We start from the raw sequence: 24,968 nt of genomic DNA on the forward strand, positions 1-24,968 counted from the left end.
GTGTGGTTGGAATTTGGCCGGGGCGGAGCTTATTCTAGGTCCAGCGCCTCTTCAAGCACCATCCCGTCGTATGCGACCCGGATCGGATAAGGCGTCCGGGAGCGGCTGTACAGGTCCTCCATCTGCTCGTGGGTATAGTTCTGCTCCTGATTGATGTGGCTCAAATAGACCCGCGTGCCGTCCCGAAGCGTCCCTTGCTCGTACAGCACATTCAGCATGTAGTTGACGCTGCGCGCGTCCAGATGCGAGTACGGCGTATCTCCCCGGTCCGCGCTTCCGAATGTCGCTTCGATAATCAGCAGGTTCAGGCGATGCCCCTTCAGAAAATCCAGCGTCTCCTGGCTGTAAAATCCGGTGTCCAGCGCATACAGCAGCTTGCGTCCGTCCGGCAGCTCCAGCAAATAGTTGGCGGAGTTTTGCTCGAAGTGCGCGCGATGCGAGCCTTTCACCGGCGTCACGCCGTACGCGCCCGCCTGCGTCCTTTCCCAGAAGGTCAACGTATGCACGACGGCATGCCGGCTCAGGTGCTCCGCAAAGAAACCCTCCTTGCCGTCATAGCCCATCTTGTCGGCCGCGCTCAGAATGCGCGCCGAGTCTCCCGTGAAGTACAAATGCAGCTTTTCGCCATTCGACCTCGTAATCATCGGCTTCAAGAACAGATTGGAGATGTCGAAATGATCGGAATGCGTGTGCGTGACCAAAATATGCTTGACCTCGTACAGATCCGTTCCCAGATGAGCGCAGGAAGCCAGTATGTCCGGTCCGAAGTCGATCAGCAGCTGCTCCGACAGCCTGAAGCAGGAACGCAGCCGAATTTCCTTGCCCTTCTTGCGCCTGGCATTCTCGCATACGGCGCAGCGGCAAAACGGCGTCGGTACGCCTTCGCCCGCTCCCGTACCCAGAAATTGCATCACCAGCTTGTCCATTTCCGTGTCCATCGCCTCCCGTTGCTTGTCGGCGCCCGCATCCTCCAGCGCTTGGCACGCGCGCCACACATTCATTATTGCGGAATCGGACGGCGGAAAGAAGCAACAAAAGAGACTCTTTTTGTGCACAAAGACGACTAACGCCTATCCTTTCAGATGCTTGTATTCCTTGGGCGTATAGCCGGTATGCTTCTTGAAAAGCTTGCTGAAGTAGCGGGGATTGTGGCCCAGACCGACCTGCTCCGCGACCGAATAGATTTTCTCCTCGCCCAGCCGGCTGATCAGAAACTTCGCCCGTTCCAGCCGCTTGTTGGTCAAATAAGCGTTAAAGGTTTCGCCGACCTGCCTGGCGAACGTGCGGGCAACGTAGTCCTCGTTCCGGAACACCAGCTCCTTCGCCACCCACTTCAGCCGCAGACGCTCGTCGTCCAGATGCTCGTCAATATAGCGCAAAATATCGTCCACGAAGCTCTCTTCCGTCCGCTGTCCGCCGCCCAGCTCCTCCAGACTGTCCGCAATGCGCGACACCAGCTCGGCGTTCCCTTTCGTCTCGTAGATGCCGTTGAACAGACGGGTCAGCTCCGATGTGCTCAGCGTTCCGCGATGGAGCCGCTTCAGCAGCAGCTGGGAAGCGGCGAAGATGACGAAGCCGCGGCCCCGGGTATCCGCCATATGCTCCAACGAGCGCAGCAAGGCGGTACGCTCCCGCCGTTCCGCGGCTTCCGCCAATAGGGCGACGGCGCGCTTCATCTCCTCTTCTTCATAAGCTTGCTCGGGCAGCAGGCTCTGAAGCGCCTGCTTGTCCCGTGTAATGCCGCCCAGCGCCTTTCGGCTCTCTAAGTCCGAGATCGCCTTGACCAGCGAAGAAGAAATCTCGTCCTCGCTGCATGGCTTGAGCAAATAATGCTTTACGCCCTGACCCATGGCGTTGCGGGCCAGCTCAAACTCGTCGTACCCCGAAAGTATGATGAATTCGGCCTCGTGTCCCGCCTGCCTGACGCGCCGAATCAACTCGATGCCGTCCATACACGGCATTTTAATATCCGTAATGACAACGTCGGGCTTTTCCCGTTCCACCAGCTCCATCGCCTGCAACCCATTGTCGCAAATGCTTATCCGTTCGATTCCGTACTTGTCCCAGGAAACCAGCTTCCGGATATTTTCCGCAACGGCCCGTTCATCGTCCACCAGCAAAGCTCCGTACATCGGATTTCCTCCTTGGCGTTTGAGTTTAGGCGCGGGGCGTCCCGCCGTCCTGCTTGGTCAAAACCATTTCGACAATCGTTCCATGACCGGTATTGCGGAACCGCAATCCGCATTCCGGGGAAAACAGCAGTTGAATGCGCTGCTGAATATTGTTCAGGCCGATCCCGAGCCCCGACGAAGCCGCCTCTTTGCGGGCCGGCTTGTCCAAAACGCTTTCGTCGATCCCGGGACCGTTATCCTCTACGAACAGGCTGAACGACCGCTCGTCCTGCCGGGCGTACAGGCGAATCGCGCAAGGCTCCAGCCTCATCTCCAACGTATGCTTGATGGCGTTCTCGACGATATTTTGCAGAGCCAGCTTCGGCACCATCATGCCGTACAGGTCTTCCGGGATGTCGATGCCGACCGACAGCCGCTCCCGGTAACGATAGATCTGCAGCGCGACGTAGCTCCGCGTCGCTTCCAGCTCCCGTTCCAGCGGCACTAACTCGGCCTCCTCGCCGACCGTATAGCGCAGCAGCTTGCCCAACGATTCCAGCATCGTGGATATCGTCGTTTGCCGATTGGCCTTCGCCTCCCAATTGACCGACTGCAGCACATTAAACAGAAAATGCGGATGCAGCTGCTGCTGCAGCGCCCTGATCCGCGCATCCTTGATCAGCAGTTGCTTGACGTAATTGTCCTCGACCAGGCGGCGAATATCCTCCGCCATCCGATGAAAGCTTTGATGAAGAAAGCCCATCTCGTCTTTCCGATTCATATAGTCGCGATCGGCCGCAAGCGCGAACTGCCCGTTCTTGAACGTCTGCATCTTCTGCACCAGCGCGTCAAAATGCCGCGTCATGCGCGACACCCATCTGGCGGCCAGCATCATCGACAGGACAATCGTCAGGATGCCGATCAGCAGCGCGATCCATCTGAGCCGGGTCAGCGACCCGATCACCTTGTCGAACGGAACGATCGTCATATACCGCCAATCGAACCGCGACTGGCTCGCGTATGTGGCAAAATATTTGCCTCCCTCCAGAGAAAGGACCCGGTAGCCCGCCTCGCCCTCGAAATCCCCGGCAATGTCCATCGGAATATCGCTGTAGATTTGCCCGTCTTCCGACATCAGGCTGAGCTGCGGCGGATAGGCCAGATTGGCGCTTTGCTGCAGATGCCTGTCGACAATTCGCCGCAGATCGACGCGAACGACCAACGTGGCGAGCGTTTCCAGGGTCAGAGGGTGCATCCCTTTGATTTCCCGAATGCACACGACGCTGTAATCGTCGAAGCCGCTGGACAGCCATACGGGCCGGCCGCTCGCTTCCCCGGCCGCCGCGAAAGCCGCTGACAAGCGCTCCGTCCGTATATCCTCTCTGCTCGAGCCCGCGTACATGCGCTGATCCTCGAAATACAGGGACACGGTCAGAATGTCGGGATTATCGTTCAGCTCCGCGGACAGCACATTAAAAATATTGCTGGCGGCCACGTTGTACACCAACGTCGCCTCTTTCTTGCGGGCGTTGGGCTCGGCGTCCATCGCCGCATTCATCGTCTGCTTCCGCAGCGCGCTCTGGATCAGCGGGTGGGTCGCGATCTCGTCGCTGCTCTTCTCCGCGCGCATTAGGTCGTTCTCGATATTGTTGACCGACATGTTCAGCAGCTGCGAGGTGTTCTGATACAGCACGGCGTCATAATTTCGGAATACCAAATACGCATACGCCAAAATGACGGTACACGAAACCAGCGACAGCGAGACGATAATGAGCCAAAACTTCGGTTTCAGCCCCAAATTCATCAGCAGGTAATGAAGCGCGTGCAGCAAACGTCTCATCCGATTATGCCCCCATGATCCAATGCGTTCGTATAAGCCTGCCATTCATCGTAACATCCGCAGGTTATTGGAGTATCAACCGCTCGTCAAAATCGTTCTTCCTCTCCTTTCTAATAGAAACCGCTTTCTTTTTTTTGTTGACGCAACCATAAACGCCTTCGGCGTCCTCTAGACGCAGAATCGCGTTTTTGTCGCAGGGGATATCAGATCAGGACAGCGAATTTTTATACTTGCTGAATCACAAAAAACCGACCGCCGTCCCGTTTAGTGCTCCAGCAGAGCTTTTTCGGAATGGCAATCGGTTTTCGGGCATGGCGGATCTGTCCTGTTCATCAGCGCGACCGCCTGATTGTGCCGTTCCGTTCGTCCCTGGCGGCGTACATCACATGTTCATAGACCCGATCTTGGACAGCGGCCTTAAGTGCCGTCGCCCGAGCTAACCGATGACCGTCAGCCCCTTCGGAAAAGACGTGAGCGCTTCCGCTCCCGCCGCCGTCACGAGCAAGTCGTCCTCGATGCGCACGCCGCCTTCTCCCGGCAGGTAGACGCCAGGCTCGATCGTGATCGCCATGCCCTCGCGCAGCAAATCCCGGTTGTCTCCGTGAACGGAAGGATACTCGTGCACCTCGATCCCGAGTCCGTGGCCGGTCCGGTGCGTAAAATAACGGCCATAGCCGCGTTCTTCGATAAGCTGCCTGGCCGCCCGGTCTACGTCGGCAATCGGAGAGCCCGTGCGAACGGCGGCAATGGCTCGCAAGTTCGCTTCGAGCACCGCTGCGTATACGTCCTTCAGCTTCGCGCCGATCTCTCCCACCGCGAACGTCCGGGTCATATCGGACAGATAACCGTCGCAGGCGACGCCGATATCGAACAACAGCAGATCGCCGGCCTGAATGCGCCGACGGCCCGTCGCCCCGTGCGGCAGCGCAGACTTCTCGCCGGACAGCACCGTGGACGCGAAAGCGGGAGCCGCCCCCAGCTTCTTCATCGCGTACTCCAGCTCGGCGGTGACGTCCAGCTCCGTAACGCCGGTCCGCACATGCTTCAGCGCTTCTCGCAGCGCCTGCTCGGCAAGACGGGCGGCCTCCTTCATCCGGGCGATCTCTTCGGCCGATTTGATCGCTCGCATATCCGTCAATGTCTGTTCCACGTCAACGAAGCGTGCCCCGCCCAGCGCTTCCGACAGCGCTTCGCTTCTGCGCAAGGTCAGATGGCCCTTCTCCACCCCGACCCGGGAAACCGGAAAAGGCAGCCCCCGCTTCATCGCTTCGTACGGATTGTCCGTATCGGCATGCGTCACGATGCGGGAAACCGACGATTCGGCTTGCGCCGCCTCCGCGTCCAAAGCCGGCACGAACAAAAACGGCTCCTCCCCGTGCGGCAGCACGAGCCCCATGAGCCGCTCGTGCGGCTCGGAGGCGAAGCCCGTCAAATAATAAACGTGCTTCGGCAGCGTGATCAGAACGGCATCCAGCCGCAGATCGTCCATGACCTTGTACAGCTTTCTCAGCCTATCGTTCATGTTTTCCGTTCCTCCGCTTCCGCTAACGCTAACGCTCCCTGATCCATACGAGCATTTCGCCCTCGCCTCGATTGGCCCAAGCGAAATAGGGAACGGCCCTGAAAGGAACGGCCGCCTCCGCCCGTTTCTTCTTCCCGTACAACGGCGCGTCCGGATCCGGCGCATCGCCCCGGAGCGCTTCCCCGGCGACGACCGTCACTCCTCCCAGCAAATTCGGCTCGTACCGCGCGACGAGCTCCGCCTCCCCGGGCAAAGCAAGCTCCTGAAGCCTCTCGCCGTTATCGGCCTGCTCCAGGCAATAGACGACGGGCCCCCGCTGCAGGGCGACCCTGCCCGCGTTCGCGCGCACGTTCGGGTTCGCGTAGACGCGCTCGACCGGCATCGGCAGATCGATCGTCACGACGTCTCCGGCCCGCCACTCTCGCGTCACAATCAGGTAGCCTTTCTCGGAACGGGCTTCCGCTAGCTCTTGCCCGTTGACGCGAACGCTGGCCCCCTCGCACCAGCCCGGAATGCGGACCGCGACCGAGAACGCCCCTGGACGGTCTGGATTCACGGTCAAACTGCTGCGGCCCTCCCACGGGTAATTCGTTTCCAGGGACAGCCGGACTTGCCGTCCGGCAAGCGCCAACGACGTCTCGCTGCCGATATATTGGTGCACGTAGACGATATCGTCTCCCCGGGAGTAGATGTACTGCCCCAAGGAAGCGATCAGCCTGGCGAGATTCGGAGGACAGCAGGCGCAGCCGAACCACTTCTGTCGGACGGGCTTGACGTGGCGTTTGTCCGGACGCTCGCACGCCTTCGGCCACACCTCCAGCGGATTGACGTAGAAGAAGCTGCGGCCGTCCAGCGACATGCCGCTGATCGTGCCGTTGTAGAGCGCCCGCTCGATGACGTCGGCATAGCGGCCGTCCGGATCGAGCCGCAGCATTCTGTGCGCCCAGAAGACGAGTCCGATGGAAGCGCAGGTTTCCGCGTAGACCGTATCGTTCGGCAGATCGTAATCGAACGAAAACGCTTCTCCGTTATGGTTGGAGCCGATGCCTCCCGTAACGTACATTTGCCTCCGGGTGACATTGTCCCAGAGCCGCTTGCACGCCTCCAGCAAGGACCGGTCGCCCGTCACGGCTGCCACGTCGGCCATGCCGGCGTACATGTATACCGCCCGCACGGCGTGGCCGACGGCATGCTCCTGCTCCCTGACCGGCACATGCGACTGGTTGTATTCGTAGTTGATCTTGTAGAGAGAATAATAGCCCTCCGCCTTCAGCGATTCCGGGCCGAACCGCTTCGCCCTCTGGTCCGCCTCCCATTTGAAGTAATGCGGCTCCCGTCCGCGCTCGTCGACGAAAAATCGGCTCAGCTTCAAGTAGCGCGGCTCGCCCGTCGCTTCGTACAGCCTCACTAACGCCAGCTCGATTTCCTGATGGCCGGGATAGCCTCTTCGCTTCCCTTCCTCTTCTCCGAACACCGAATCGATATGGTCGGCCAGCTTGCAGGCGATATCGAGCAGCCTCGTTTTGCCCGTCGTCTCGTAATAGGCGACCGCGGCTTCGATCAGATGCCCGGCGCAGTAGGTTTCGTGATGGTCCCGCTCGTTCGTCCAGCGGCGGTCGGGGGATTTGATCGTGAAATGCGTATTCAAATAACCGTCCGGCTGCTGCGCTCTGCCGAGCAGCTTGATCGTATCGTCGGCGAGCCTCTCCAGCACGGGATCGGGATGCGACGCGAGACTGTAGGCGACCGCTTCCAGCCACTTCGCCACGTCGCTGTCCTGGAAAATGCGGCCGTAGAAATCCCCTTCATCTTCCCCGGCGGCAATGCGCAGATTGCGGATCGCTCCGCTCGGAGCCGCATCCTCGATCCGGTCGTTCAAGGCGTCCCATTGGTAGGGAATGACCTCTTCCCTCACCAGATTTCTGTATTTCGACCAGAACGGATCGTTAACGGATACGTTCTTGTACGACAAGCTCGTCAGCGTCTTTCTCGTTTCCATCGTCTCGTTCCTCCCTGTAGGCCGACTGCCATAGCCGGTAAATATTCTCCCGGGCTTCCGGGATGCCCGGTCGGAATTGAATCGGCGCCTCCGCGCGCGCGCGGCGAACCTCTTCGACCGCTTCCGCCACATGCCGCTCCCCGTCCCGCCCGTACGCGCCGGCTTCGGCGCTGATCGCCGCGCCCGCCAGCCGGCCTTGAGCCATCGCGACGAGGGCGCTTTCCACGCCCGTGATGTTGCCCGCCACGAACAATCCTTCGACAGGGGTTTGCATCCTCTCGCTATGAAACGGGAGATGCCCGCCGAGCTCGGGCGTGTAGACGAACGGGCAGCCGGCGACCGCAGCCAGCTCGGCCAGCGGATACAGCCCTCCCGCCAGCGCGACGAAGTCGACCGGCAGCTCCCGCTCGCTTCCCGCGATCGGTCTGCCCGCCCCGTCCACGTCGGCGAGCGTCGCCGATTCGACTCGTTCGGTTCCGTTAATCGCGATGACGGCCGTTCGCAGCATCAGGGGAATATTCCAGATTCGGATGCCCTTGCGCGGCATCAGCCTGGATACGATGCCCGCCATTCCGAACGAACGGGCCATTTTCCCGCCGAGGCGAAACAACGGCGACGGAGCCAGATGCGACAGGCCCAGCAGCACCCGGAGGCACTCTCCGGGTTGGGCGGACGGACCTGCGAACGGCCCTGCGGGAGGCAGAACAATGCCGGCCAGCGATACGCCGCCGACCGACAATTCGCGGGCGATCGCCATCCCCAGCGCGTTCACCCCGACGACAAGCCCCCGCCGTCCCGGCTTCACGTATTGCACGTTGGCCAGCACCTGCGCCGCGCCGATCGACATCACGCCCGGGAGCGTCCATCCGTCCGCGGGCACGGGCGCCTCCGCTGCTCCGGTTGCCAGCAGCACGCGCGGAGCCGTCAGCCGGCCCTCCGAGGTCGCGACCTCCCACAGGCCGTCTTCCCTCAGCAGCCCGTACGCCGCGACGCCGCAGCGGATCGATACGCCTTGCTTCCCGCACGTCTCGATCAATTGCTCGGCGACGCGTCTGCCGACCCACCAGCGGCCGCGCTCCTCGTGAAATTGTCCGAGCATGCGTCCGCCGGGCTCCGGGTATTCGTCGATTACCGTCACCTTCAGACCGTTGCCGGAGGCGAAGATCGCCGCCGACAGGCCGGCCGGGCCGGCTCCGACCACAATCAGGTCCGAATGCCGACGGCGACCGCTCATGGCAGCGTCCTCCCGGTAATCTCGTTAGGAAGCCGCTGTCCTTCCAGCACGGTCATGCCGTCTTCAAGCGGCGTCAGACACGCGCGCACGATGCCCTTGCCCGCCACGAACAGCCGGCACTCCATGCAGTGACCGATCGCGCAATACAGCCCGCGCGGCCGGCCCGATTCCTCATGCCTCCGAAGCGTTCGGACGCCCGAGGCAAGCAGCGCCGCGGCGATGGCTTCGCCGCGGAAGCCGGTCATCGGACGCCCGTTGAACGTGAATCCTGCCGGCTCCCGCCTCGTTTTCCTTCCCAGAATGGGGTGTTCGTCTATCCGTTCCATCGGTCTTCCCCTTTCGCCAGCTGCCCGAACGTCACCGGTCGGATCGGGGGACGGACGGACAGCTGCTCCGCGTCCCGCGGAGCGTCCGGCCGCCGGCCGTGCACCCAATCCTCCACCAACCGCCTGCATACGCGGCCTTGACAGGCCCCCATCGAGGCGCGCGTTTTCATTTTCAGTTGGCGCGCGGTACGGGAGCCCGACTCGTAGGCTTCCTCCAATTGCTCCAGCGTCACTTCCTCGCAGCGACAGATCGTCATCGAACGGGCGTTCATCGGTTTCGATCCTCTAGGCGTAACGGATGGCGCACGTTTTCGTTGCGGTGTAGAAATCGAGCGCCGCCTGCCCCTGCTCCCGAGAATGGGAGCTGGACATTTTCATGCCGCCGAAGGGAGCCTGATACTCGACGCCCGCGGATTCCTGGTTGACCCGGACCATCCCCGCCTGAGCCTCGTCCAGAAAGCGGTGCGCATAGGCAAGATCGCGCGTGAACAAGGAAGCGCTCAGCCCGAACGCCGTACGGTTGCACAGCGAGACCGCCTCGTCGAACCCGTCCGCCGTCAGCACCGCCGCCACCGGACCGAAAATCTCCTCCTGAACGAGCGGATGCCCGGCATCGACGCCCGCCGCGACGATCGGCCGGATGTAATATCCGTCGCTCCCGGTCTCCTGCGCGGGTCCCTCGGCCACGATCGTCGCCTGCTCCCGGGCCATCTCCACGTACGACATCACGCTCTTGAACTGGCCGGCGGATGCCACCGGCCCGAGGTAAGCGTCCGGATCGAGCGCGGGCGCCAGCCGGAGCGCCGACACCGCGCGGGTCAGCGCTCCGACGAACGGCTCGTAGATGCCCTTCTCCACAATAATGCGGCTCGTCGCCGTGCATTTCTGCCCGGCGGAGCGGAAAGCTCCGCTTACGATCAGGGATGCCGCTTGCTCGAGATCGGCGTCGCCGAGCACGACCGCCGCGTTTTTGCCGCCCATCTCGGTCTGATATTTGATATTGCGGCGGGCGCAGGCTTCGGCGATGCGCAGTCCGGTCGAAGTCGAACCGGTGAAGCTTACGGCGTCCAATCGCGCCTGCTCCAGCAGCGCGTCGCCGATCCGGCTGCCCTTGCCGACGACGAGGTTGAGCGTTCCCGGCGGCAAGCCGGCGGCGGCGAAAATCTCGGCCAGCCGCGATGCGGTCAGCGAAGCGATCTCCGCCGACTTCCAGACGACGGTATTGCCGCAGATGAGCGCGGGCGCGATCTTCCAGATCGGAATCGCGACCGGGAAATTCCACGGCGTAATGACGCCAATGACGCCAAGCGGCACCCGCTTCGCGTATTGCAGGACGTCGCGCTCGCTCGACGGAATGACGGTCCCGTTCGCGCGCACGCCCTCGGCGGCGTAATAGCGGAGCAGATGGACGGCGCGTGTCGTTTCCCCGCGCATCTCCGCGATCGGCTTGCCCATCTCCCGGCTCGCCAGCGTCGCGACTTCGTCCAGGCCGGCCTCCAGCGCCGCGGCCATTTTGTACAGGCATTCCGCTCTGGCCGCTCCGGTCAGACGGGACCAGGAAGCGAACGCCTCGCGCGCCGCCTGCCCCGCCTGAACGATATGGGAAGCGTCCGACAGATGCAGTACGCCGACCTCCTCCTTCGCGTCGGAAGGATTGCGGACGACGATCTCGCCCGCGTTCGGCACGATCCATTCCCCGCCGATCCAGTTTTTGCTGTTGTTCACGCCTTATGCCTCCTTCTCGGGTTTCCTGGCGACGGGAAGCCCGCGGGTAAGATTAACGGTTGACGGCATACTCGAACGCTTCCCTGATCGCCACGTAATCCGCCTCCGGCAGCGGCAATCTCGGCGGACGCGCGGGACCTACCGGAAATCCGGCAAGTTCCATCATATATTTGATCGATTGCACGAGCTGAGCGTTGGCGTCGAAGCGGAAGAGCGGAAGCAGATGCCTGTAGAGCTTCATCGCCTCCTCCAGCTTGCCTTGCCTGGACAGTCTGAACAGCTCGGCTCCTTCCTTGGGCAGCGCGTTGGAGACGCCCGAGATCCACCCTGTCGCTCCGAACAACGGCCCCTCCATCGCGAGATTGTCGACCCCGATCATTACTTCCAGGTTCGTTTTCTCCAGAATCTCGTGAACGCGGCGAATGTCTCCGGAAAATTCCTTGACGGCGACGAACCGGTCGAGCTTCTCCAGCCTGGCCAGAAAGTCCGGCGTCAGGTCGACCTTGTAGTCGTGCGGATTGTTGTACCCGACGATCGGCAGTCCGACTTCGTTGATCGCCGCGTAATGGGCCTCGACTTCATGCTCCAGCGGACGGTAGTTGATCGGCGGCAGCGCCATGACGCCCGCCGCTCCGTTCTCCTTCGCGTGGCGCACCCAGGCGACGGCCTGCTTTGTGGAAGGCGCGGCGGAACCGACGACGACCGGCACCTTGCCCTTGGCCGCTTCGATGACCGTCTCGACGACCTTCGCCCTTTCCTCGCTCGACATCGTCGCGTATTCGCCGAGAGAGCCGGCCGGAACGAGCCCGTTCGCCCCATGCGCGATCTGCCACTCGCACAGCTCGGCCAGCCTCTTGTAATCCACCTCGTAATCGTCCGTGAACGGCGTAACCAACGCCACGTATACACCCTCGAATCTCGCCATGAATGAAGTCCCCTCTCGAATTGTGATCGCACAAAAAATGAGTCGCATAGACAGGGAGCCGAACGCCGCTTGGACGTTCAGCGCAGCACGAACCCCTCGGCCAGCGGGTCGGCCGGATCGACGACGAAGTTCATCAGCCCGGTGACGAAGGCGCTGCCCGTCATGCGCAAGACGACCCCTTCGCGCTTGCCGCAAGGAAGCAGCTGCTGCGCCCGGACGACGGCACGAGCCCCCGCGATTCCTTCGTACGTCGTCTCGTCCCCGATCCGAAGCTTGCCCCGCGCGAACCGGGCAGCCATATGGGCGCATGCGCCCGCCCCGCCCGGCGAACGGTCGATCTGCCCGCCCGCGAACACCGTTACGCAGCGGTAATCCGGACCCGTCGGGAGCTCGGTCCGACCCGCGATAACGACGCCGTGAACGGCCGCCCGCTCTCCCGTCAGGGGATCGCTCAGATTCAGCTCCGCCTCGACGGCCCGCTTGATGCCCTCTCCCCGGCTCTGCAAGTCGGGCAGCGCGCTCGCTTCAAGCGGCACGGCCCCGAGCGAACGCGCTTCGGCGACCGCGAAGAAGGCTCCGCTATAGACGACGTCCACGGTGAAGGAAAGGCCGTTCAACTCGACCGGAACGTCCGGCGCATGTACAAAGCTCGGCACGTGATCGAACGACACCGACAGAACTTCGGCGCCATCGCACTCCGCGTAAGCGGTCACCGTGCCCGCCGGCGTATCGATGCGAACGCCCCGCGCGGCCGCTTCGGGCCGCAATTGCCCCGTCTCGATCCAGGCGGTCACGGCGGCGATGACGCCGTGACCGCTGACGTCGGCCATGCCTTCGTTGTTCATGAACAGCAGCCCGAGCTGCGAGCCTTCGTTCGCGGGGGAAGTGACGACGGCTCCCGTCATGCCGTAATGCCCGCGCGGCTCGGCCATCAGCTTCCTGCGGACGGCATCGCAGCGGCGGCGAAAATCGTCCGCCTTCTCCCGCTGCGTCGTTCCCGACAGGGGCGGTAGACCGCCGGTCAGGAGCCGAAGCGGCTGCCCCCCGGCGTGAACGTCGATCGCGGCGTACCATTCGCTGAATTCCATCGTTGCCAGCCCCCCATTTTCGGATTTCGGTTCCGCGACGGCGTCACAGCAGAAAAAAGCCCTCGTTCAACGCGTCCCGCTCCCGCAGAAAAAACTGATGGAGTCCGGTCAGCCAGGCCGACCCGGAGATTTGCGGCACGACCGCCGGGTAGTCGCCGACCCGGGTTTCCGCCAGCACCTTCGCGTAAAACAGGGAGCCGACGATGCTTTCGTGCACGAACGGCTCGCCGGCGGCGAGCTCCCCCTTCGCGTAGAGCGCCGCCACCTTGGCCGAGGTTCCCGTTCCGCACGGCGAGCGGTCGATGCCTCCCGGGGGAACGACGACCGCGTTGCGGCAGTCCGCCTCCGGAGCCGCGGCATCGCCGTAGAACTCGATGTGCGTCAGCCCGCGGATGACCGGAATTTCCGGATGGACGATCTCGACCTGCGCGTTGACGGCTTCCCGGATGCGAACGGCCAGCCGGACGATCTCCGACGCGCGGCCCGGTACCAGCGGCAAGTTCAGCGTTCTGGCGTCGACCAGGCCGTAGAAGTTGCCTCCGTAGGCGATGTCGAGCGTCACCTCTCCCAGTCCGGCCACCGTCACGCTTACGTTCTCCCGGTACAGGAAGGACGGAACGTTCGCGAACGCCACCCGCTTCACCTTGCCGTTCTCGACGCTGAGCGTCGCCTCTACGAGCCCGGCCGGCGTATCGAGCCGCAGCGACGTTGTGTCCGGCGGATACAGCCCCCCTTCGATCAGCGCCGTGCAAACCCCGATCGTGTCGTGGCCGCACATCGGCAAGTAGCCGCCCGTCTCGATGAAGACGACGCCGATGTCGGCGGTCGGATCGCACGGCTCGGTCAGAATGCAGCCGGACATGACCTCGTGTCCCCTCGGCTCGTACATTAAAGCGCGCCTGAAGCCGTCATGACGGCGCGACATGTCCACCATCTTGTCAGCCATCGTCTCGCCGAACAGTGCGGGCGCGCCGCTCGTGACCGTGCGGGTCGGGTTGCCCCCCGTATGGGTGTCGATCGTCGTAACGATTTTGGACAGCTTCATGACACGTCCCCCTCTTGGCGATTGCCGCTCCGGAAACGGTCGTAACGAAGCGGCTCCGCCGGAATGCACGTCGGCGCGCCGCTGATCATCTCGCTGATCAGCTTGCCCGTGACGGCCGCCAGGCTGATGCCGTCCCCTTCGTGTCCGGCCGCCGTATACAAGCCGGGGATTTCGTCGATCCCGGACACGATCGGGAGATGGTCCGGCGTCCACGGTCTCAGCCCGGCATAAGCGCGCAGCAGCGGAACGTGTTCGATAGCCGGGAAAAAACGGATTGCGCGTTCCGCGATCAGCCGGATGACCCGCTGGTCGACGCGCGCGTCCATGCCGACGAACTGCCGGCTGGAGCCGATCAGAAAATTTTGCGAAGCCGTCGGCTCGAACACGAGCGCGATGCCGTATGGCTCGAATCTCGGATCGATCTTGCGCTCTCCCCCGAACTTGCTGATCAGGTAGCCGAACTCCATCACTTTCCGCGTTCCGATGCTCGCCGTTCTGGACGCCACGAGAATATGGCCTTTGCGCGGCTCGATCGGCAGGTCGACGCCGGCCATCCGTCCGACGCTCTTCGCCCATACGCCTGCGGCGTTGACGACGACGTTCGTCCGGATCTCGCCCTTATCGGTATCCACCCCGCGTATTCTCTTCCGCTCGTCCAGCAGAATCGCGTTCACCGGCGCATGCGTCCAAATGCGGGCGCCGCACCGGCGAGCCGCGGCCGCCAGCGCATAGGTCATCAGCGCCGGATTGACGGTCGAGTCGGCGGCACATTCCAGTCCCCCGAGCAAATCGTCGGCCATATAAGGCCATTCCTGCCGTAAATCCTGACGGTCGAGCATGCGGAACGGCAGTCCCGCTTCTTTCTGCCGGGCGACCCAGCGTTCGGCGGCGACCATCTCCTCCTCGCTCTCGCAGACGAGGATGCTGCCCGGCGCGCGATACTCGAATTCCTCGTCCAGCTCGGTCGCCAGCTCGGCGACAAGCTCCTGCGACTTCAGCGACATTCGGCTGTCGAAGCCGGGCTCCTTGTCGATGGCGAGAATGTTGCCATCGCATTTCGAAGACGTTCCTCCGGCGATCTCTCCCCGCTCCGCGACAACGACCTCGATGCCGAGCTTCGCGGCGTAATAGGCGATCGCCATCCCGATAATGCCGCCGCCCACGATGACGGCCTCTGCCGTGCCGGACCTCATGGCGCTCACCTTATCTTTCATTACAGAACAATGAGTTCCTTATTCGCTTTCGTCAGCACTTCGATACCCGTCTCGGTCACGACGATGTCGTCTTCGATCCGGACGCCGCCGAACCCCGGCACGTAGATGCCGGGCTCGACCGTCAACGCCATGCCCGGCCGCAAAATATCGTCGCTTTGCTGCGACAGGCGTACGGGCTCGTGAATTTCCAGCCCGAAGGCATGGCCGAGTCCGTGGCCGAAGTTCGGACCGTAGCCGCGCTCGGCGATCACCGTTCGCGCCAGCGAATCGCCGTCCTTGCCCGACATGCCCGGCTTCAGCCCCTCCAGTGCCGCGCGGTTGGCCTCCAGCACGATGCCGTACAGCTCCTTCTGCTTCTCCGAGGGCGTTCCGAGGCAGACGGTACGGGTCAAATCCGCGCAATAGCCTTCGCAGCTCGCGCCGAAGTCGAGCGTGACGAGTTCGCCTCTCGCCAGCCGCTTGCCGCTGGCCAGCCCGTGCGGCAGCGCTCCCCGCTCGCCGGAAGCGACGATCGTCGCATAGGCCGAGGACGGCGCCCCGGCCCGGCGTATCGCGTATTCCAGCTCCGCGGACACGTTCAACTCGGACATGCCCGGCTTCAGCACGCCGAGAATGTGCTCGAACGCCAGCTCCGTCAGCTCGACCGCCTTCCGGATACAGCCGATTTCCCGCTCGTCCTTGATCGCGCGCAGCTCCTCGACGATCCCCCCGGCCGGCGCGAGCTCGACGCCGGCGAATTGCTCCCGGTACGCTTCATAGGAAGCGTACGTCACGTGGTTGTGCTCGAAGCCGAGCCTGCGCACGCCGGCCGTCCGCAAGGCCGCTGCAATCGTATCCGCCGGCCGGGCAGCGTGCTTAACGACCTCGTAGGCCTTCGCCTGCTCCGCCGCCTGGTCCGTATAGCGGAAGTCCGTGAGCAGCAGCGCCTGATCCTGCGTGACGAGCACGTAACCGGCGGACCCCGAAAACCCGGTCATATACTTGCGGTTGTGCGGATTCGTGACGAGCAGCCCATCCAGGTTCGACGCCGCCAGCCTTTGTCGGACGAGCTCCAGCCTTCGCGCCTCCATCCTTTCTCATCCCTCCTCACCCTTTGATTCCCGTCAAGGTAATTCCCTCGATGAAATACCGCTGCGCAACGAAGAAGAGCAGCAGAATCGGCGCGACGATCGCCGCCGAAGCCGCCATCAAATAACCCCATTGCGCATTGTACAGCCCTTTGAACGTCGCCAGCCCGAGCGCGAGCGTAAACTTGTCGTCGCTGTTCAGGTAGATGATCGGGCCGAGAAAATCGTTCCATACGTCGATGAAGGAGAAGATGCCTACCACGATCAGCGCGGGCTTGGCCAGCGGCACGATAACCGTCCACAGCACCTTGAACGGCGTAGCTCCGTCCATGTACGCCGCTTCGTCCAGCTCCTTCGGAATGGTGAGGAAAAATTGCCGCAGCAGAAAAATGTTGAACGCTCCGCCTCCGAACCAGGCCGGAACCGTAAGCGGCAAAAACGTGTTGATCGCGTCCAGGCTTCTCCACAGCATAAAGGTCGGGATAAGCGTCACTGCATACGGAAGCATCATCGAGCTGAGCAGCACGGCGAACACGATATTTCTTCCCGGCCAGTTCAGCCGGGCGAAGCTGAATGCCGCCATCACGCTCGTCAACAGCACGCCGCATACGACGAACAGTTCGATCGTCATCGTGTTTCTGAAATAGCGCGCGAAAGGCACGGAGGTCAGCGCTTCCCGGAAATTGCTCCACATGAACGGCCTGGGAATCCACTCGGGAGGGAAAATAAAAATTTGGCTATTGTCCATGAGAGAGCTGCGAACGAGCCAAATGAACGGAAAGAGCATGATCAGGCTGCCGACGACGAGCGTCGCGTACAGCATGGCGCGAAGCGGATTCGATTTCGTTCCGGCGATCATCACTTCCCCCCTCCTTCGTAATGAACCCATTTCTTCGAAGTCTTGAAGACGATGAAGGTGAGCGTCATGATGATCACGAACAACACCCAGGCGAGAGCCGACGCGTAGCCGATCTTCGATTCGGCGAACGCCTTGCGGTACAGGTAGTACACGTAGAACAGCGTCGAGTTGTTGGGCCCGCCTTCGGTCATGACGTAGGCCTGGTTGAACGCCTGGAACGTGCCGATCAGCGCCATGATCAGATTGAAGAAGATCGTCGGCGTCATGTACGGAATCGTAATATGCCGGAACTTGTGCCAGCGGCTGCCGCCGTCTACGTCGACCGCTTCGTACAGATGGGAGGGAACCCCCTGCAGGCCGGCCAGAAAGATCAGAATCGTGTTGCCCACGCCCCACGTGCTCATCATGATCAGCGAAGGGATCGCCGTCGCTTCGCCGTACACCCATTGCGAGGTCGGCAGCCCGACCGATTTCAATCCGGAATTGAGCAGGCCGAAGTCCGGATTGAAAATCCATAGCCATAGAATCGTATTCGCAATGCTCGGAACGATCGTCGGCAAGTAGAAGATCGTCCGGAAGACGGACAAGCCTTTGACCTTCTGGTTCAGCAGCATCGCGACCGCGAAGGCCGCCGCGAGGCCGATCGGCACGCTTCCGAGCGCGTAGTAGGTCGTTGCGTACAACGCCTTGCCGAACAACGGGTCGGCGGTAAAAACCGTCTTGTAATTGCCGAAGCCTACCATCTCCCAATCGCTTCCGATCGTCCAATTCGTCAGGCTGTAGAAGAAGGAAGCGGTAACGGGATACAGCGTAAAGCCTAACAGCCCCAGGATGGGCGGCATGGCGAAGATGATCCCCCATCTCCGTTCCATGCGGGCGATGCCCGACGATTTTTTGCGCATGCGCCGTCTTGTCCCCTTTCTGCCGCTCTGCCGCGTTGGCTCTATGCTTCATCTTGGACGGGCGTCGGCGACAAAGAGCCCCGAACGGATTCGGGGCTCTTCCGCCTGACGCATCGGCCGCCTACCGGTCGGCGTATTTCCCCTGAAGCAGCGGCTGCACCTGCGCCTCCAGCTCGTCGAGCGCTTCCTTGGCCGACTTCTTGTTCGTCCAGATCATCTCAAGGGCGGGCGTAATCTTCGTGTTCAGCTCCGGCCAATTTTTCAGACTGGCCGAAGGCGATTTCACGGAGTAGTTCAAGGCGTAATCGATCGCGGCCGTCTTCCATTCGGGCGGATGCACTTCTTTCGTCCACAGGTCGATCGCCGCCTGATCGGTATAATATTTCGTCTCGACGGGCATCCACAGACCGGTTCTGTACAGATCGACCTGCTCCGGATTGTTGTGGAATTTGTAGAACTCCATCGCCTCATCCGGATGCTCCGTATCGGCGAACACGACGCTCGCGCCGGCGATATAGGTCGTCTTCGGTTCCTTGAATACGGGCAAGACGCCGATTCCGTAGTTGAGCTTCGCTTTGGAGATGTCGAGCTGCGCCCAGGTTCCGTCGAGCACCATCGCCACCTTGCGGGTCTGCAGCCGGACATAATTGTCGGGCATGTTTTTCTGCTGAATCAAATCCGGGGAAACCCGGTACTTGAAGAGCAGGTCCTGCAGCGCCTGGAACACCTCGACCGATTCCGGACTGTTCATCGCGTAATTCATTCCGGACTCGTCCGTGATGCTCGCGCCGTTGCTCGCCATGAGCGGCGCCCAGGTCGAACGGTCGGCGCCGAAGGAGAAGCCGTACTGATCGACGTTTTTCGGATCGAAATCCGGGTCGGCAGCCGTTCTGCCGTTCTTGTCCTTGGTCAGCTTCTTGGCGACCTCGACGAATTGCTCCCATGTCCACGCCTTCTCCGCTTCCACGGGAGGAAGCTCGAGGCCCGCTTCCGTAAACAAATCCTTATTGTAATAGATGACCATGACCTCCGCCGCGGTGGCGTATCCGACGACCTTGCCCGGCTCGCTGTAGTAGAAAGACGCCGGCAGACGATTTTGCAGCTCCTCGGACTTTTCCACGAACGGCGTAAAATCGAGCAGCCTCCCTTCCGATCCCCATTTCGAAGCAAGCGAATCCGGCAAGTAGGCGACATCCGGAAGCTCGTTGGACGCCATCAGCGTGTTGATCTTCGTGTTGTAATCGCCGGGCACGTGCTCCGCGGTCACCTGAATGTGCGGGTGGCTGTCGTTAAACGACTTGACCATGCCTTCCACCGCTTTCTTCTCCTCGTTGCTGCCCCAGAACATGAATTTCAGATTTACGGGCTCTTGCGGGGTCGCCTTGCTCCCGGAGGAAGAAGGCGCCGCGCTTTCCTTGGCATCGCCGCCTCCGCAGGCGGCAAGCGCCAAGACCAGCGCCAACGCCGGGATGAAACCGCTCCATCTTTTCATTCCCATCAGACATGCTCCCCTCTTATCGGTTTCGAAAGCTCGTTTTCATTATGCGGGGAAGCCGGGAGCCGAACAATCGAATATGTCCATACGCTCTTTGTTTTGGTATGGACTTTTTGAACACGCACTTAAAGAAACTTCCTGCGGTATTCGGTCGGCGTCATGCCGAACTGCTTTTTGAACGCCATGCTGAAATAATTCGTGTCCGTGAAACCGACCTTCCGCGCGACGTCCAGTATTTTCAGATCAAGATCGGAGAGCAGCGTCTTGGCCCGCTCGAAGCGAACTTGCGTCGTGAATTCCGCGAAGGTCTCGTTCGTCGCCTGCTTGAACCTGCTGCTCAAGTATTTCGGACTGATGTTCAAGTGCTCCGCCAGATTGACCAGACTCACGTCCTCCGCGATATGCTCGCGAATCCACGTCTTCGCCTGCTCGATAATCCGATGGGAAGGCACTTCCCTGGACATGCGGATCACGCGCCCGACCTCGGTAAAGTAAGCGGTCAGAAACCGGACGAGTTCGTCCGCCGTACGGCAATCGGACAATTCGACCAACGGATTGGAGCGAACGACGGTTTGGTTCGCGACCCGGGCTTCCTTGAACAGACGGATGACGAACATGACGAGCTGGGAGGCGACGAGCTTCATCTCGTCCCAGCCCAGCGACCGCAAGTCGTCCGACCATTCCCGCAAAATCCGGACGACGTTCTCCTCATGGCCGGCGCGGATTTCGCTCAGCAGATAAAGCTCTTTGTCCAGCATGCGGTTGTTCCGGGACATCGTCTTCGCCGTGGACGAATAAGGAATAATCTGGCCTCCGCCGACGATCGCCCGGTATTCCATCGCTCGCGCCGCCTCGTGATAAGCGTTGAATGTCCTCTGCAAGCCTTGCGCCGGATTGCTGATTCCGATGCTGACCGACAGCTTCAAATATTCCGCAAAGACGGAACGCAGCCGTTCGGCGATGTCCCGAGGCTCCGGCTGTCCCGGGGCAAGGCCGGTCAGCACGCCGACCCTTCCGGCGTTCTCGCCGAACGCGTACGCCCGGGCGAACGGCTCCAGCGCTTCCTCCGTCAGCTTGCGGTAGGCGTATTGATAGAGCTGGCGCTCTCCGGTCGAGCATCTTTCGTACATTTGGAAATAATCGTCGATGACGCAGACCAGTACGGCGTATTGCCCTTCCGGGTCCAACCGGACGCCGCTCGATGCGAGCAGCTCCAGGCTCTGCTCCAGAGGACGCCGCTGCTGAACGAGATCGATCAGCCATTGCTCGTGAGCCGCCTTGCTGAATTCGTACACCTGCTTTTGCAGAAGGCCGACATGCAGATTGAGATCTTCCGCGATCTGCATCCGATGCTTCGCCTTCTCGAGCGCTTTGCCGAGCTCCTCCCGCGCGACCGGCTTCAGCAAATAATCCGAGGCCTGCAGAGACACGGCTTCCTTCACCCACTGGAATTCGTCGTATCCGGTCAGAAATATAATTTGCGCATTCTCGTTATCACCGCGGATCAGCCGGGCCAGCTCGATGCCGTTGAGCTCGGGGATGTTAATATCCAGAAGCAGAATATCCGGACGACAATCCTGGTACTTGCGCCATGCCGATACGCCGTCCTCCGCTTCGCCCGCCACCTCGATGGCCAGCTCGTCCCATAGCCCCGACTTCATCAACCCTTCGCGAATGTAATATTCGTCGTCGACGATCATCGCTTTCATCCCGCGATATCCTCCTTTTTCGTGCGATTGCGAGTTTCCCAGTCAATGACTCGGCCCTGGCTGTCCAGAAGGGGAATCGTAATCGATACCGTCGTATACTTCTCGGGCTCGCTGGCCAATTCCAGGCCGTAGCCCGGCCCGAACCTCAGGTTGATCCGATCGTGCACGTTTTTCAGTCCGTAGATTTCTCCCTGCTCCCCCGAGCCGAGCGCGCGGACAATCTCAGCCATCCGTTCCGCCGAAATGCCGTGCCCGTCGTCGCTGATTCGGAACTTGAGCGCATTGCCGGCCAACTCGCCGGACAGCATGATCATGCCCGCTCTCGCGCCGCCCTTTAACCCGTGGTAGATGGCATTCTCGACGAGCGGCTGCAGAAGCAGCTTGGGGACCCAATAAGGCGTCATCTCGTCCTCGACCTCGCAGATCCAATCCAGCTTGTCCTTGAATCGGAACTGCTGCACTTTGACGTACGAGGACACGTGTTCCAGCTCTTCCGCCACCGGAATGAGATCGTTCCCGCGGCTGAGCGTCGTTCGGAAAAATTTGCCCAATGCTCCGATGACCTCGCTCATCTCGGGCTGATTGCGCAAGACGGCGAAGCCGTTGAGGCTTTCCAGCGTGTTGTACAGGAAATGCGGATTAATCTGCGCCTGCAGAACTTGGATTTCCGCTTCCTTGCGCTTGAGCATCGCATCGTACACTTGGGCGTTCAGCTCGCGGTTCTCTTCCATCATCCGGATAAACTTCTCCCCGATCTGACTGACCTCGTCATGCGCCTTGAAGCGGTACTGCGGCAGCATGTCCGAGCGCGGGCCGACGACCATCATGGAGCGAAGCCGGCTAAGCGGTCTGCTGATGGAATTGCTGAATGCGAAAGCGATCGCCCACCCGATAATCAGTACGAGCAAGAAGGTCTGGATCGTAAACGAACCCAGCTTGTTGGCGTCCCGAAGCAGCATCGAATCCTCGATGACCGTCGTCATGGTCCAGCCGGTTCTCTCGTTGACGACAGAAGCCCCGTAGAACTTGCTGCCCTCCAGCTCGAAATGAGGCTTGCCGAACGCGGCCGGAAACGCCGACTCGCGCAGCTTGTCCGCGAGCGCCTGCTCCCGGAGCGGATCGGACGCTTGGGGCAATTGGTACATCACCCTTCCCGCGTCGTCCCGAACGAACACCTGCGATTGCTCGGTCGGATTCAGAAACTGCAGTCCTTTGAAAAAATAGTCCTTGTCGATCTCCAGCATCAGAAAACCGAGCGTATCGTAGTCGCCCTCCGTCTTCTTCAGCAGCTTGCCGACGACCATCCTCGGCGCATAGGCTGCGTCCTCTGCCGTATCGAACGGATTGCTATTGATCCACATGATTCGATTGTTCGCTTTCAGCTCTTGAAAATAGCCCTCGGCGATGTCCGGGCTCATCGTATTCTGATGGGAAAAGATGATGGAATCCGTGCCGCGGAACAGCCGCTTTACGCCGGTCCCTCTGGCGGAGTAAATCAGGTAGGAGGAGATGAAGGGCTTGGATTGGGTGTAGACGTTCATCATCTTGGAGATTTTGTTCCCGTTGCGGAGATAGGCGTAGTCGTCCATGTTCCCGTCGAGCAGGATCGCTTGGAGCTCTTGATTGCCCATAATGACGTTCGTAAGATCGTTGACGTCCTTAATCACTTGATCCAAATACAGATTCGCCATATTCAAGGAGGAGAACGCATGCTTCTTGGCGTTGTTGCCCAGATTGGTCGCGGTAATGTTGTAAAAAATCGTGCTCAAAATCATCATCGGAACGATGACGATCGTCGTCGCCAGCCAAAAAAACTTGCCCCGGATCGTATTGATGTTCATGTACTCGCGGAATTTCCGGATCATGCAAGCACCTCCGTTCGGACAATATCAAGCGATCCCCGGCGAGCCGGCCCGCCGGGGATGTTCGGGACTTGAAGATCCTAGGAGCGCTGTTCCTGAAGCCATACGAGCATCTCGCCCGGCTCCCGGTTCGCCCAGGCATAATACGGAACGGCCGTAACCTTCGCCGGCTCCGCCGGGCGCGGCGACATCGCGTACAAATCGTCCTCGCCCGGCGTCTCCTTCGCGCGCAGCGCGTCGCCTCGCAAGACGACGACGCCTTCCAACAGATGCTCTTCGAATCGGGCCGCAAACTCGGAAGCGTCCGGGATTCGAATGTCGTGCAGTCCCCCGCCGTTGTCCGTCTCCTCCAGGCAGTAGACGATCGGCCCCCGCTGCAGCGCCAGCTTGCCGGCGTTGGCTCTTACCTTCGGATTCGCGCGAACCTTCTCGACCGCCATCGGCAGGATCAGCTCGATCTCGTCGCCGGCTGTCCAGATCCGCCTGATGCGAAGGTAGCCTTTGACCTTGTGGCGAGGCAGATCGACGCTTTCTCCGTTCACTTTGCACATCGCGCCCCGGCACCAGCCCGGCACGCGCAAAGCGATCGTAAAATCCGCGGGCGATTCCGTGTCGACGCTCAGCCGGATATGACCGTCCCACGGGTAGGCGGACCGCTGCGTCAAGCGCGCCCGACGGTTGTCGATCGTCTGCCGCGCCTCGCCCCCGATGTAGAGATGGACGAACCATTGACGGCCGTCCTCGTCGTACGAGTAGATATACTGCCCGAGCGAGGCGATGAGGCGGGCGATATTCGGCGGACAGCAGGCGCAGCCGAACCACGCTTGCCTGGTCGTAGCCACAGACCGCAGATCTTCGCGGATGCGGCAAGCCTCGGGCCACACCTCCAGCGGGTTCACGTAGAAGTAGCGCTTGCCGTCGAGAGACATGCCGCTTAAGATGCCATTGTATAGCGCGCGCTCCATAACGTCGGCATACTCTCCGTCCGCTTCGAGCTGCAGCAGCCGGCTGGCCCAGAACATCAGGCTGATCGCCGCGCACGTTTCGGCGTACGCCCGGTCGTTCGGCAAGTCGTAATCGATCGTGAAGGATTCCCAATATTCGTTGGACCCGACTCCGCCGGTAATGTACATCCGCTTGCGGGTCACGTTCCTCCACAGCTCCCTGGACGTTTCCAGCAGTTCGCCGTCCCCGTACTCCGCCGCCAGATCGGTCAAGGCGCTGAACAGATACAGCGCCCGGACGGAATGGCCCTCCGCGGTCTTCTGCTCGCGAACCGGCAGATGAGCCTGAAAATAGTCGGGCTGCCTCCGGGCCACGCGATGCTCCGTTCTCTGCGCTTCCTCTTGATCGAAGAACGAGGGCTGCCGCCCGCGCTCCTCGACGAAGAAACGGCTAAGCTTCAAGTACCGCTCGTCGCCGGTCGCCCGGTACAGCCTGACGAGGGCGAGCTCGATTTCCGGATGTCCGTCGTAGCCCCGGATCTGCCCGGGCTCCGTTCCGAACGTCGCGACGATATGATCGGCGTACCGCGTCATGATGTCGAGCGCTTTGCGCTTGCCCGTGGCTTCGTAGTAGGACACCCCCGCTTCGATCAGATGCCCCGCGCAATATAGCTCATGGTCGTCGCGCAGATTCGTCCACTTCCGGCCGGGCTTCGCCACGGTAAAATACGTATTCAAATACCCGTCGGGCCGCTGCGCCCGACCGAGAAGGTCGACGACGCCGTCCGCGATCCGTTCGAGCTCCTCGTCGCGCTTGACGGACAAGGCGTAACCGACGGCCTCCAGCCATTTGGCCAGATCGCTGTCCTGGAACACCTGCCCGTAATATTCGTCCTGCGATTCCCCGGCTGCGATGCGAAAGTTTTCTACCGTACGGCTCGGCTCGGCGCCGCGGATCTCGTCGTTCATGGCCTGCCATTGGTACGGAATGACCGTGTCGCGAACGAGCGCCTGTCTCGGTCCCCAGAAGCCGTCGTCTATCGTCACGTCGCGGATCGGGAGCGGCTGCATACGTCGAAGCGTCATCACGTTGTCCTCCAT

20 protein-coding genes are annotated in these 24,968 nt (G+C 61.3%); all 20 read right to left on the reverse strand.

Features of this window, described 5'->3' with window-relative positions; genetic code table 11:
- Positions 1 to 29 precede the first annotated feature (29 nt).
- A complete protein-coding gene (locus ACFO3S_RS10270; RefSeq protein ID WP_378095062.1) occupies positions 30 to 1,001 on the reverse strand; it encodes an MBL fold metallo-hydrolase in 972 nt (323 codons plus the stop codon).
- A gap of 69 nt (positions 1,002 to 1,070) precedes the next feature.
- Positions 1,071 to 2,132 carry a response regulator gene (locus tag ACFO3S_RS10275; RefSeq protein ID WP_378095064.1) on the reverse strand — a complete coding sequence of 354 codons (1,062 nt, stop codon included), beginning with the start codon at positions 2,130 to 2,132 and terminating at the stop codon, positions 1,071 to 1,073.
- 25 nt (positions 2,133 to 2,157) lie between these two features.
- The gene (locus tag ACFO3S_RS10280; RefSeq protein WP_378095067.1) at positions 2,158 to 3,951 is read right to left on the reverse strand and encodes a sensor histidine kinase; all 1,794 of its coding nucleotides are present in this window, start codon (positions 3,949 to 3,951) and stop codon (positions 2,158 to 2,160) included.
- A 436-nt stretch (positions 3,952 to 4,387) separates the two neighbouring features.
- On the reverse strand, positions 4,388 to 5,473 hold the full coding sequence (locus tag ACFO3S_RS10285; RefSeq protein ID WP_378095069.1) for a M24 family metallopeptidase: 1,086 nt from the start codon (positions 5,471 to 5,473) through the stop codon (positions 4,388 to 4,390).
- Positions 5,474 to 5,501: 28 nt separating this feature from the next.
- Positions 5,502 to 7,472 (reverse strand): glycoside hydrolase family 127 protein, encoded by a 1,971-nt coding sequence (locus ACFO3S_RS10290; RefSeq protein ID WP_378095071.1) that lies wholly within the window; start codon positions 7,470 to 7,472, stop codon positions 5,502 to 5,504.
- Entirely contained in the window at positions 7,420 to 8,706 is a 1,287-nt protein-coding gene (locus ACFO3S_RS10295) for an NAD(P)/FAD-dependent oxidoreductase (RefSeq protein WP_378095073.1), read from the reverse strand. The genes ACFO3S_RS10290 and ACFO3S_RS10295 overlap by 53 nt, the downstream gene beginning before the upstream one ends.
- Positions 8,703 to 9,032 carry a (2Fe-2S)-binding protein gene (locus ACFO3S_RS10300; RefSeq protein ID WP_378095075.1) on the reverse strand — a complete coding sequence of 110 codons (330 nt, stop codon included), beginning with the start codon at positions 9,030 to 9,032 and terminating at the stop codon, positions 8,703 to 8,705. The genes ACFO3S_RS10295 and ACFO3S_RS10300 overlap by 4 nt, the downstream gene beginning before the upstream one ends.
- A complete protein-coding gene (locus ACFO3S_RS10305) occupies positions 9,020 to 9,304 on the reverse strand; it encodes a (2Fe-2S)-binding protein (protein WP_378095077.1) in 285 nt (94 codons plus the stop codon). Before ACFO3S_RS10305 ends, ACFO3S_RS10300 begins: the two co-directional genes overlap by 13 nt.
- Before the next feature lie 13 nt (positions 9,305 to 9,317).
- The gene (locus tag ACFO3S_RS10310) at positions 9,318 to 10,757 is read right to left on the reverse strand and encodes an aldehyde dehydrogenase family protein (protein WP_378095079.1); all 1,440 of its coding nucleotides are present in this window, start codon (positions 10,755 to 10,757) and stop codon (positions 9,318 to 9,320) included.
- Between the two features lie 52 nt (positions 10,758 to 10,809).
- Positions 10,810 to 11,682 (reverse strand): dihydrodipicolinate synthase family protein, encoded by an 873-nt coding sequence (locus ACFO3S_RS10315; protein WP_378095081.1) that lies wholly within the window; start codon positions 11,680 to 11,682, stop codon positions 10,810 to 10,812.
- Between the two features lie 77 nt (positions 11,683 to 11,759).
- The gene (locus ACFO3S_RS10320) at positions 11,760 to 12,770 is read right to left on the reverse strand and encodes a proline racemase family protein (RefSeq protein ID WP_378095083.1); all 1,011 of its coding nucleotides are present in this window, start codon (positions 12,768 to 12,770) and stop codon (positions 11,760 to 11,762) included.
- A 43-nt stretch (positions 12,771 to 12,813) separates the two neighbouring features.
- A complete protein-coding gene (locus ACFO3S_RS10325; RefSeq protein WP_378095085.1) occupies positions 12,814 to 13,815 on the reverse strand; it encodes a proline racemase family protein in 1,002 nt (333 codons plus the stop codon).
- On the reverse strand, positions 13,812 to 15,029 hold the full coding sequence (locus ACFO3S_RS10330; RefSeq protein ID WP_378095087.1) for an NAD(P)/FAD-dependent oxidoreductase: 1,218 nt from the start codon (positions 15,027 to 15,029) through the stop codon (positions 13,812 to 13,814). The genes ACFO3S_RS10325 and ACFO3S_RS10330 overlap by 4 nt, the downstream gene beginning before the upstream one ends.
- Positions 15,029 to 16,099: a M24 family metallopeptidase gene (locus ACFO3S_RS10335; protein WP_378095089.1), complete on the reverse strand. Its 1,071-nt coding sequence runs from the start codon at positions 16,097 to 16,099 to the stop codon at positions 15,029 to 15,031. Before ACFO3S_RS10335 ends, ACFO3S_RS10330 begins: the two co-directional genes overlap by 1 nt.
- Positions 16,100 to 16,115: 16 nt before the next feature.
- A complete protein-coding gene (locus ACFO3S_RS10340; RefSeq protein ID WP_378095091.1) occupies positions 16,116 to 16,955 on the reverse strand; it encodes a carbohydrate ABC transporter permease in 840 nt (279 codons plus the stop codon).
- On the reverse strand, positions 16,955 to 17,857 hold the full coding sequence (locus tag ACFO3S_RS10345; protein WP_378095093.1) for a carbohydrate ABC transporter permease: 903 nt from the start codon (positions 17,855 to 17,857) through the stop codon (positions 16,955 to 16,957). The genes ACFO3S_RS10340 and ACFO3S_RS10345 overlap by 1 nt, the downstream gene beginning before the upstream one ends.
- 121 nt (positions 17,858 to 17,978) lie before the next feature.
- On the reverse strand, positions 17,979 to 19,355 hold the full coding sequence (locus tag ACFO3S_RS10350; protein ID WP_378095095.1) for an ABC transporter substrate-binding protein: 1,377 nt from the start codon (positions 19,353 to 19,355) through the stop codon (positions 17,979 to 17,981).
- Positions 19,356 to 19,477: 122 nt separating this feature from the next.
- A complete protein-coding gene (locus ACFO3S_RS10355; RefSeq protein WP_378095097.1) occupies positions 19,478 to 21,061 on the reverse strand; it encodes a helix-turn-helix domain-containing protein in 1,584 nt (527 codons plus the stop codon).
- Positions 21,058 to 22,926, reverse strand: coding sequence for a cache domain-containing sensor histidine kinase (locus tag ACFO3S_RS10360; RefSeq protein ID WP_378095099.1), 1,869 nt, complete (start codon positions 22,924 to 22,926; stop codon positions 21,058 to 21,060). Before ACFO3S_RS10360 ends, ACFO3S_RS10355 begins: the two co-directional genes overlap by 4 nt.
- A gap of 77 nt (positions 22,927 to 23,003) precedes the next feature.
- The gene (locus tag ACFO3S_RS10365) at positions 23,004 to 24,953 is read right to left on the reverse strand and encodes a glycoside hydrolase family 127 protein (RefSeq protein ID WP_378095101.1); all 1,950 of its coding nucleotides are present in this window, start codon (positions 24,951 to 24,953) and stop codon (positions 23,004 to 23,006) included.
- Positions 24,954 to 24,968 lie beyond the last annotated feature (15 nt).

The organism is Cohnella hongkongensis (assembly GCF_042654645.1).
GTDB lineage: Bacteria > Bacillota > Bacilli > Paenibacillales > Paenibacillaceae > Cohnella > Cohnella hongkongensis.

Bases quoted from the DNA above. Each gene is read 5' to 3' on its own strand.
- ACFO3S_RS10270 (WP_378095062.1), bottom strand. From the start codon at position 1,001: ATGAATGTGTGGCGCGCGTGCCAAGCGCTGGAGGATGCGGGCGCCGAC.
- ACFO3S_RS10275 (WP_378095064.1), bottom strand. From the start codon at position 2,132: ATGTACGGAGCTTTGCTGGTGGACGATGAACGGGCCGTTGCGGAAAAT.
- ACFO3S_RS10280 (WP_378095067.1), bottom strand. From the start codon at position 3,951: ATGAGACGTTTGCTGCACGCGCTTCATTACCTGCTGATGAATTTGGGG.
- ACFO3S_RS10285 (WP_378095069.1), bottom strand. From the start codon at position 5,473: ATGAACGATAGGCTGAGAAAGCTGTACAAGGTCATGGACGATCTGCGG.
- ACFO3S_RS10290 (WP_378095071.1), bottom strand. From the start codon at position 7,472: ATGGAAACGAGAAAGACGCTGACGAGCTTGTCGTACAAGAACGTATCC.
- ACFO3S_RS10295 (WP_378095073.1), bottom strand. From the start codon at position 8,706: ATGAGCGGTCGCCGTCGGCATTCGGACCTGATTGTGGTCGGAGCCGGC.
- ACFO3S_RS10300 (WP_378095075.1), bottom strand. From the start codon at position 9,032: ATGGAACGGATAGACGAACACCCCATTCTGGGAAGGAAAACGAGGCGG.
- ACFO3S_RS10305 (WP_378095077.1), bottom strand. From the start codon at position 9,304: ATGAACGCCCGTTCGATGACGATCTGTCGCTGCGAGGAAGTGACGCTG.
- ACFO3S_RS10315 (WP_378095081.1), bottom strand. From the start codon at position 11,682: ATGGCGAGATTCGAGGGTGTATACGTGGCGTTGGTTACGCCGTTCACG.
- ACFO3S_RS10320 (WP_378095083.1), bottom strand. From the start codon at position 12,770: ATGGAATTCAGCGAATGGTACGCCGCGATCGACGTTCACGCCGGGGGG.
- ACFO3S_RS10325 (WP_378095085.1), bottom strand. From the start codon at position 13,815: ATGAAGCTGTCCAAAATCGTTACGACGATCGACACCCATACGGGGGGC.
- ACFO3S_RS10330 (WP_378095087.1), bottom strand. From the start codon at position 15,029: ATGAAAGATAAGGTGAGCGCCATGAGGTCCGGCACGGCAGAGGCCGTC.
- ACFO3S_RS10335 (WP_378095089.1), bottom strand. From the start codon at position 16,099: ATGGAGGCGCGAAGGCTGGAGCTCGTCCGACAAAGGCTGGCGGCGTCG.
- ACFO3S_RS10340 (WP_378095091.1), bottom strand. From the start codon at position 16,955: ATGATCGCCGGAACGAAATCGAATCCGCTTCGCGCCATGCTGTACGCG.
- ACFO3S_RS10345 (WP_378095093.1), bottom strand. From the start codon at position 17,857: ATGCGCAAAAAATCGTCGGGCATCGCCCGCATGGAACGGAGATGGGGG.
- ACFO3S_RS10350 (WP_378095095.1), bottom strand. From the start codon at position 19,355: ATGGGAATGAAAAGATGGAGCGGTTTCATCCCGGCGTTGGCGCTGGTC.
- ACFO3S_RS10355 (WP_378095097.1), bottom strand. From the start codon at position 21,061: ATGAAAGCGATGATCGTCGACGACGAATATTACATTCGCGAAGGGTTG.
- ACFO3S_RS10360 (WP_378095099.1), bottom strand. From the start codon at position 22,926: ATGATCCGGAAATTCCGCGAGTACATGAACATCAATACGATCCGGGGC.
- ACFO3S_RS10365 (WP_378095101.1), bottom strand. From the start codon at position 24,953: ATGACGCTTCGACGTATGCAGCCGCTCCCGATCCGCGACGTGACGATA.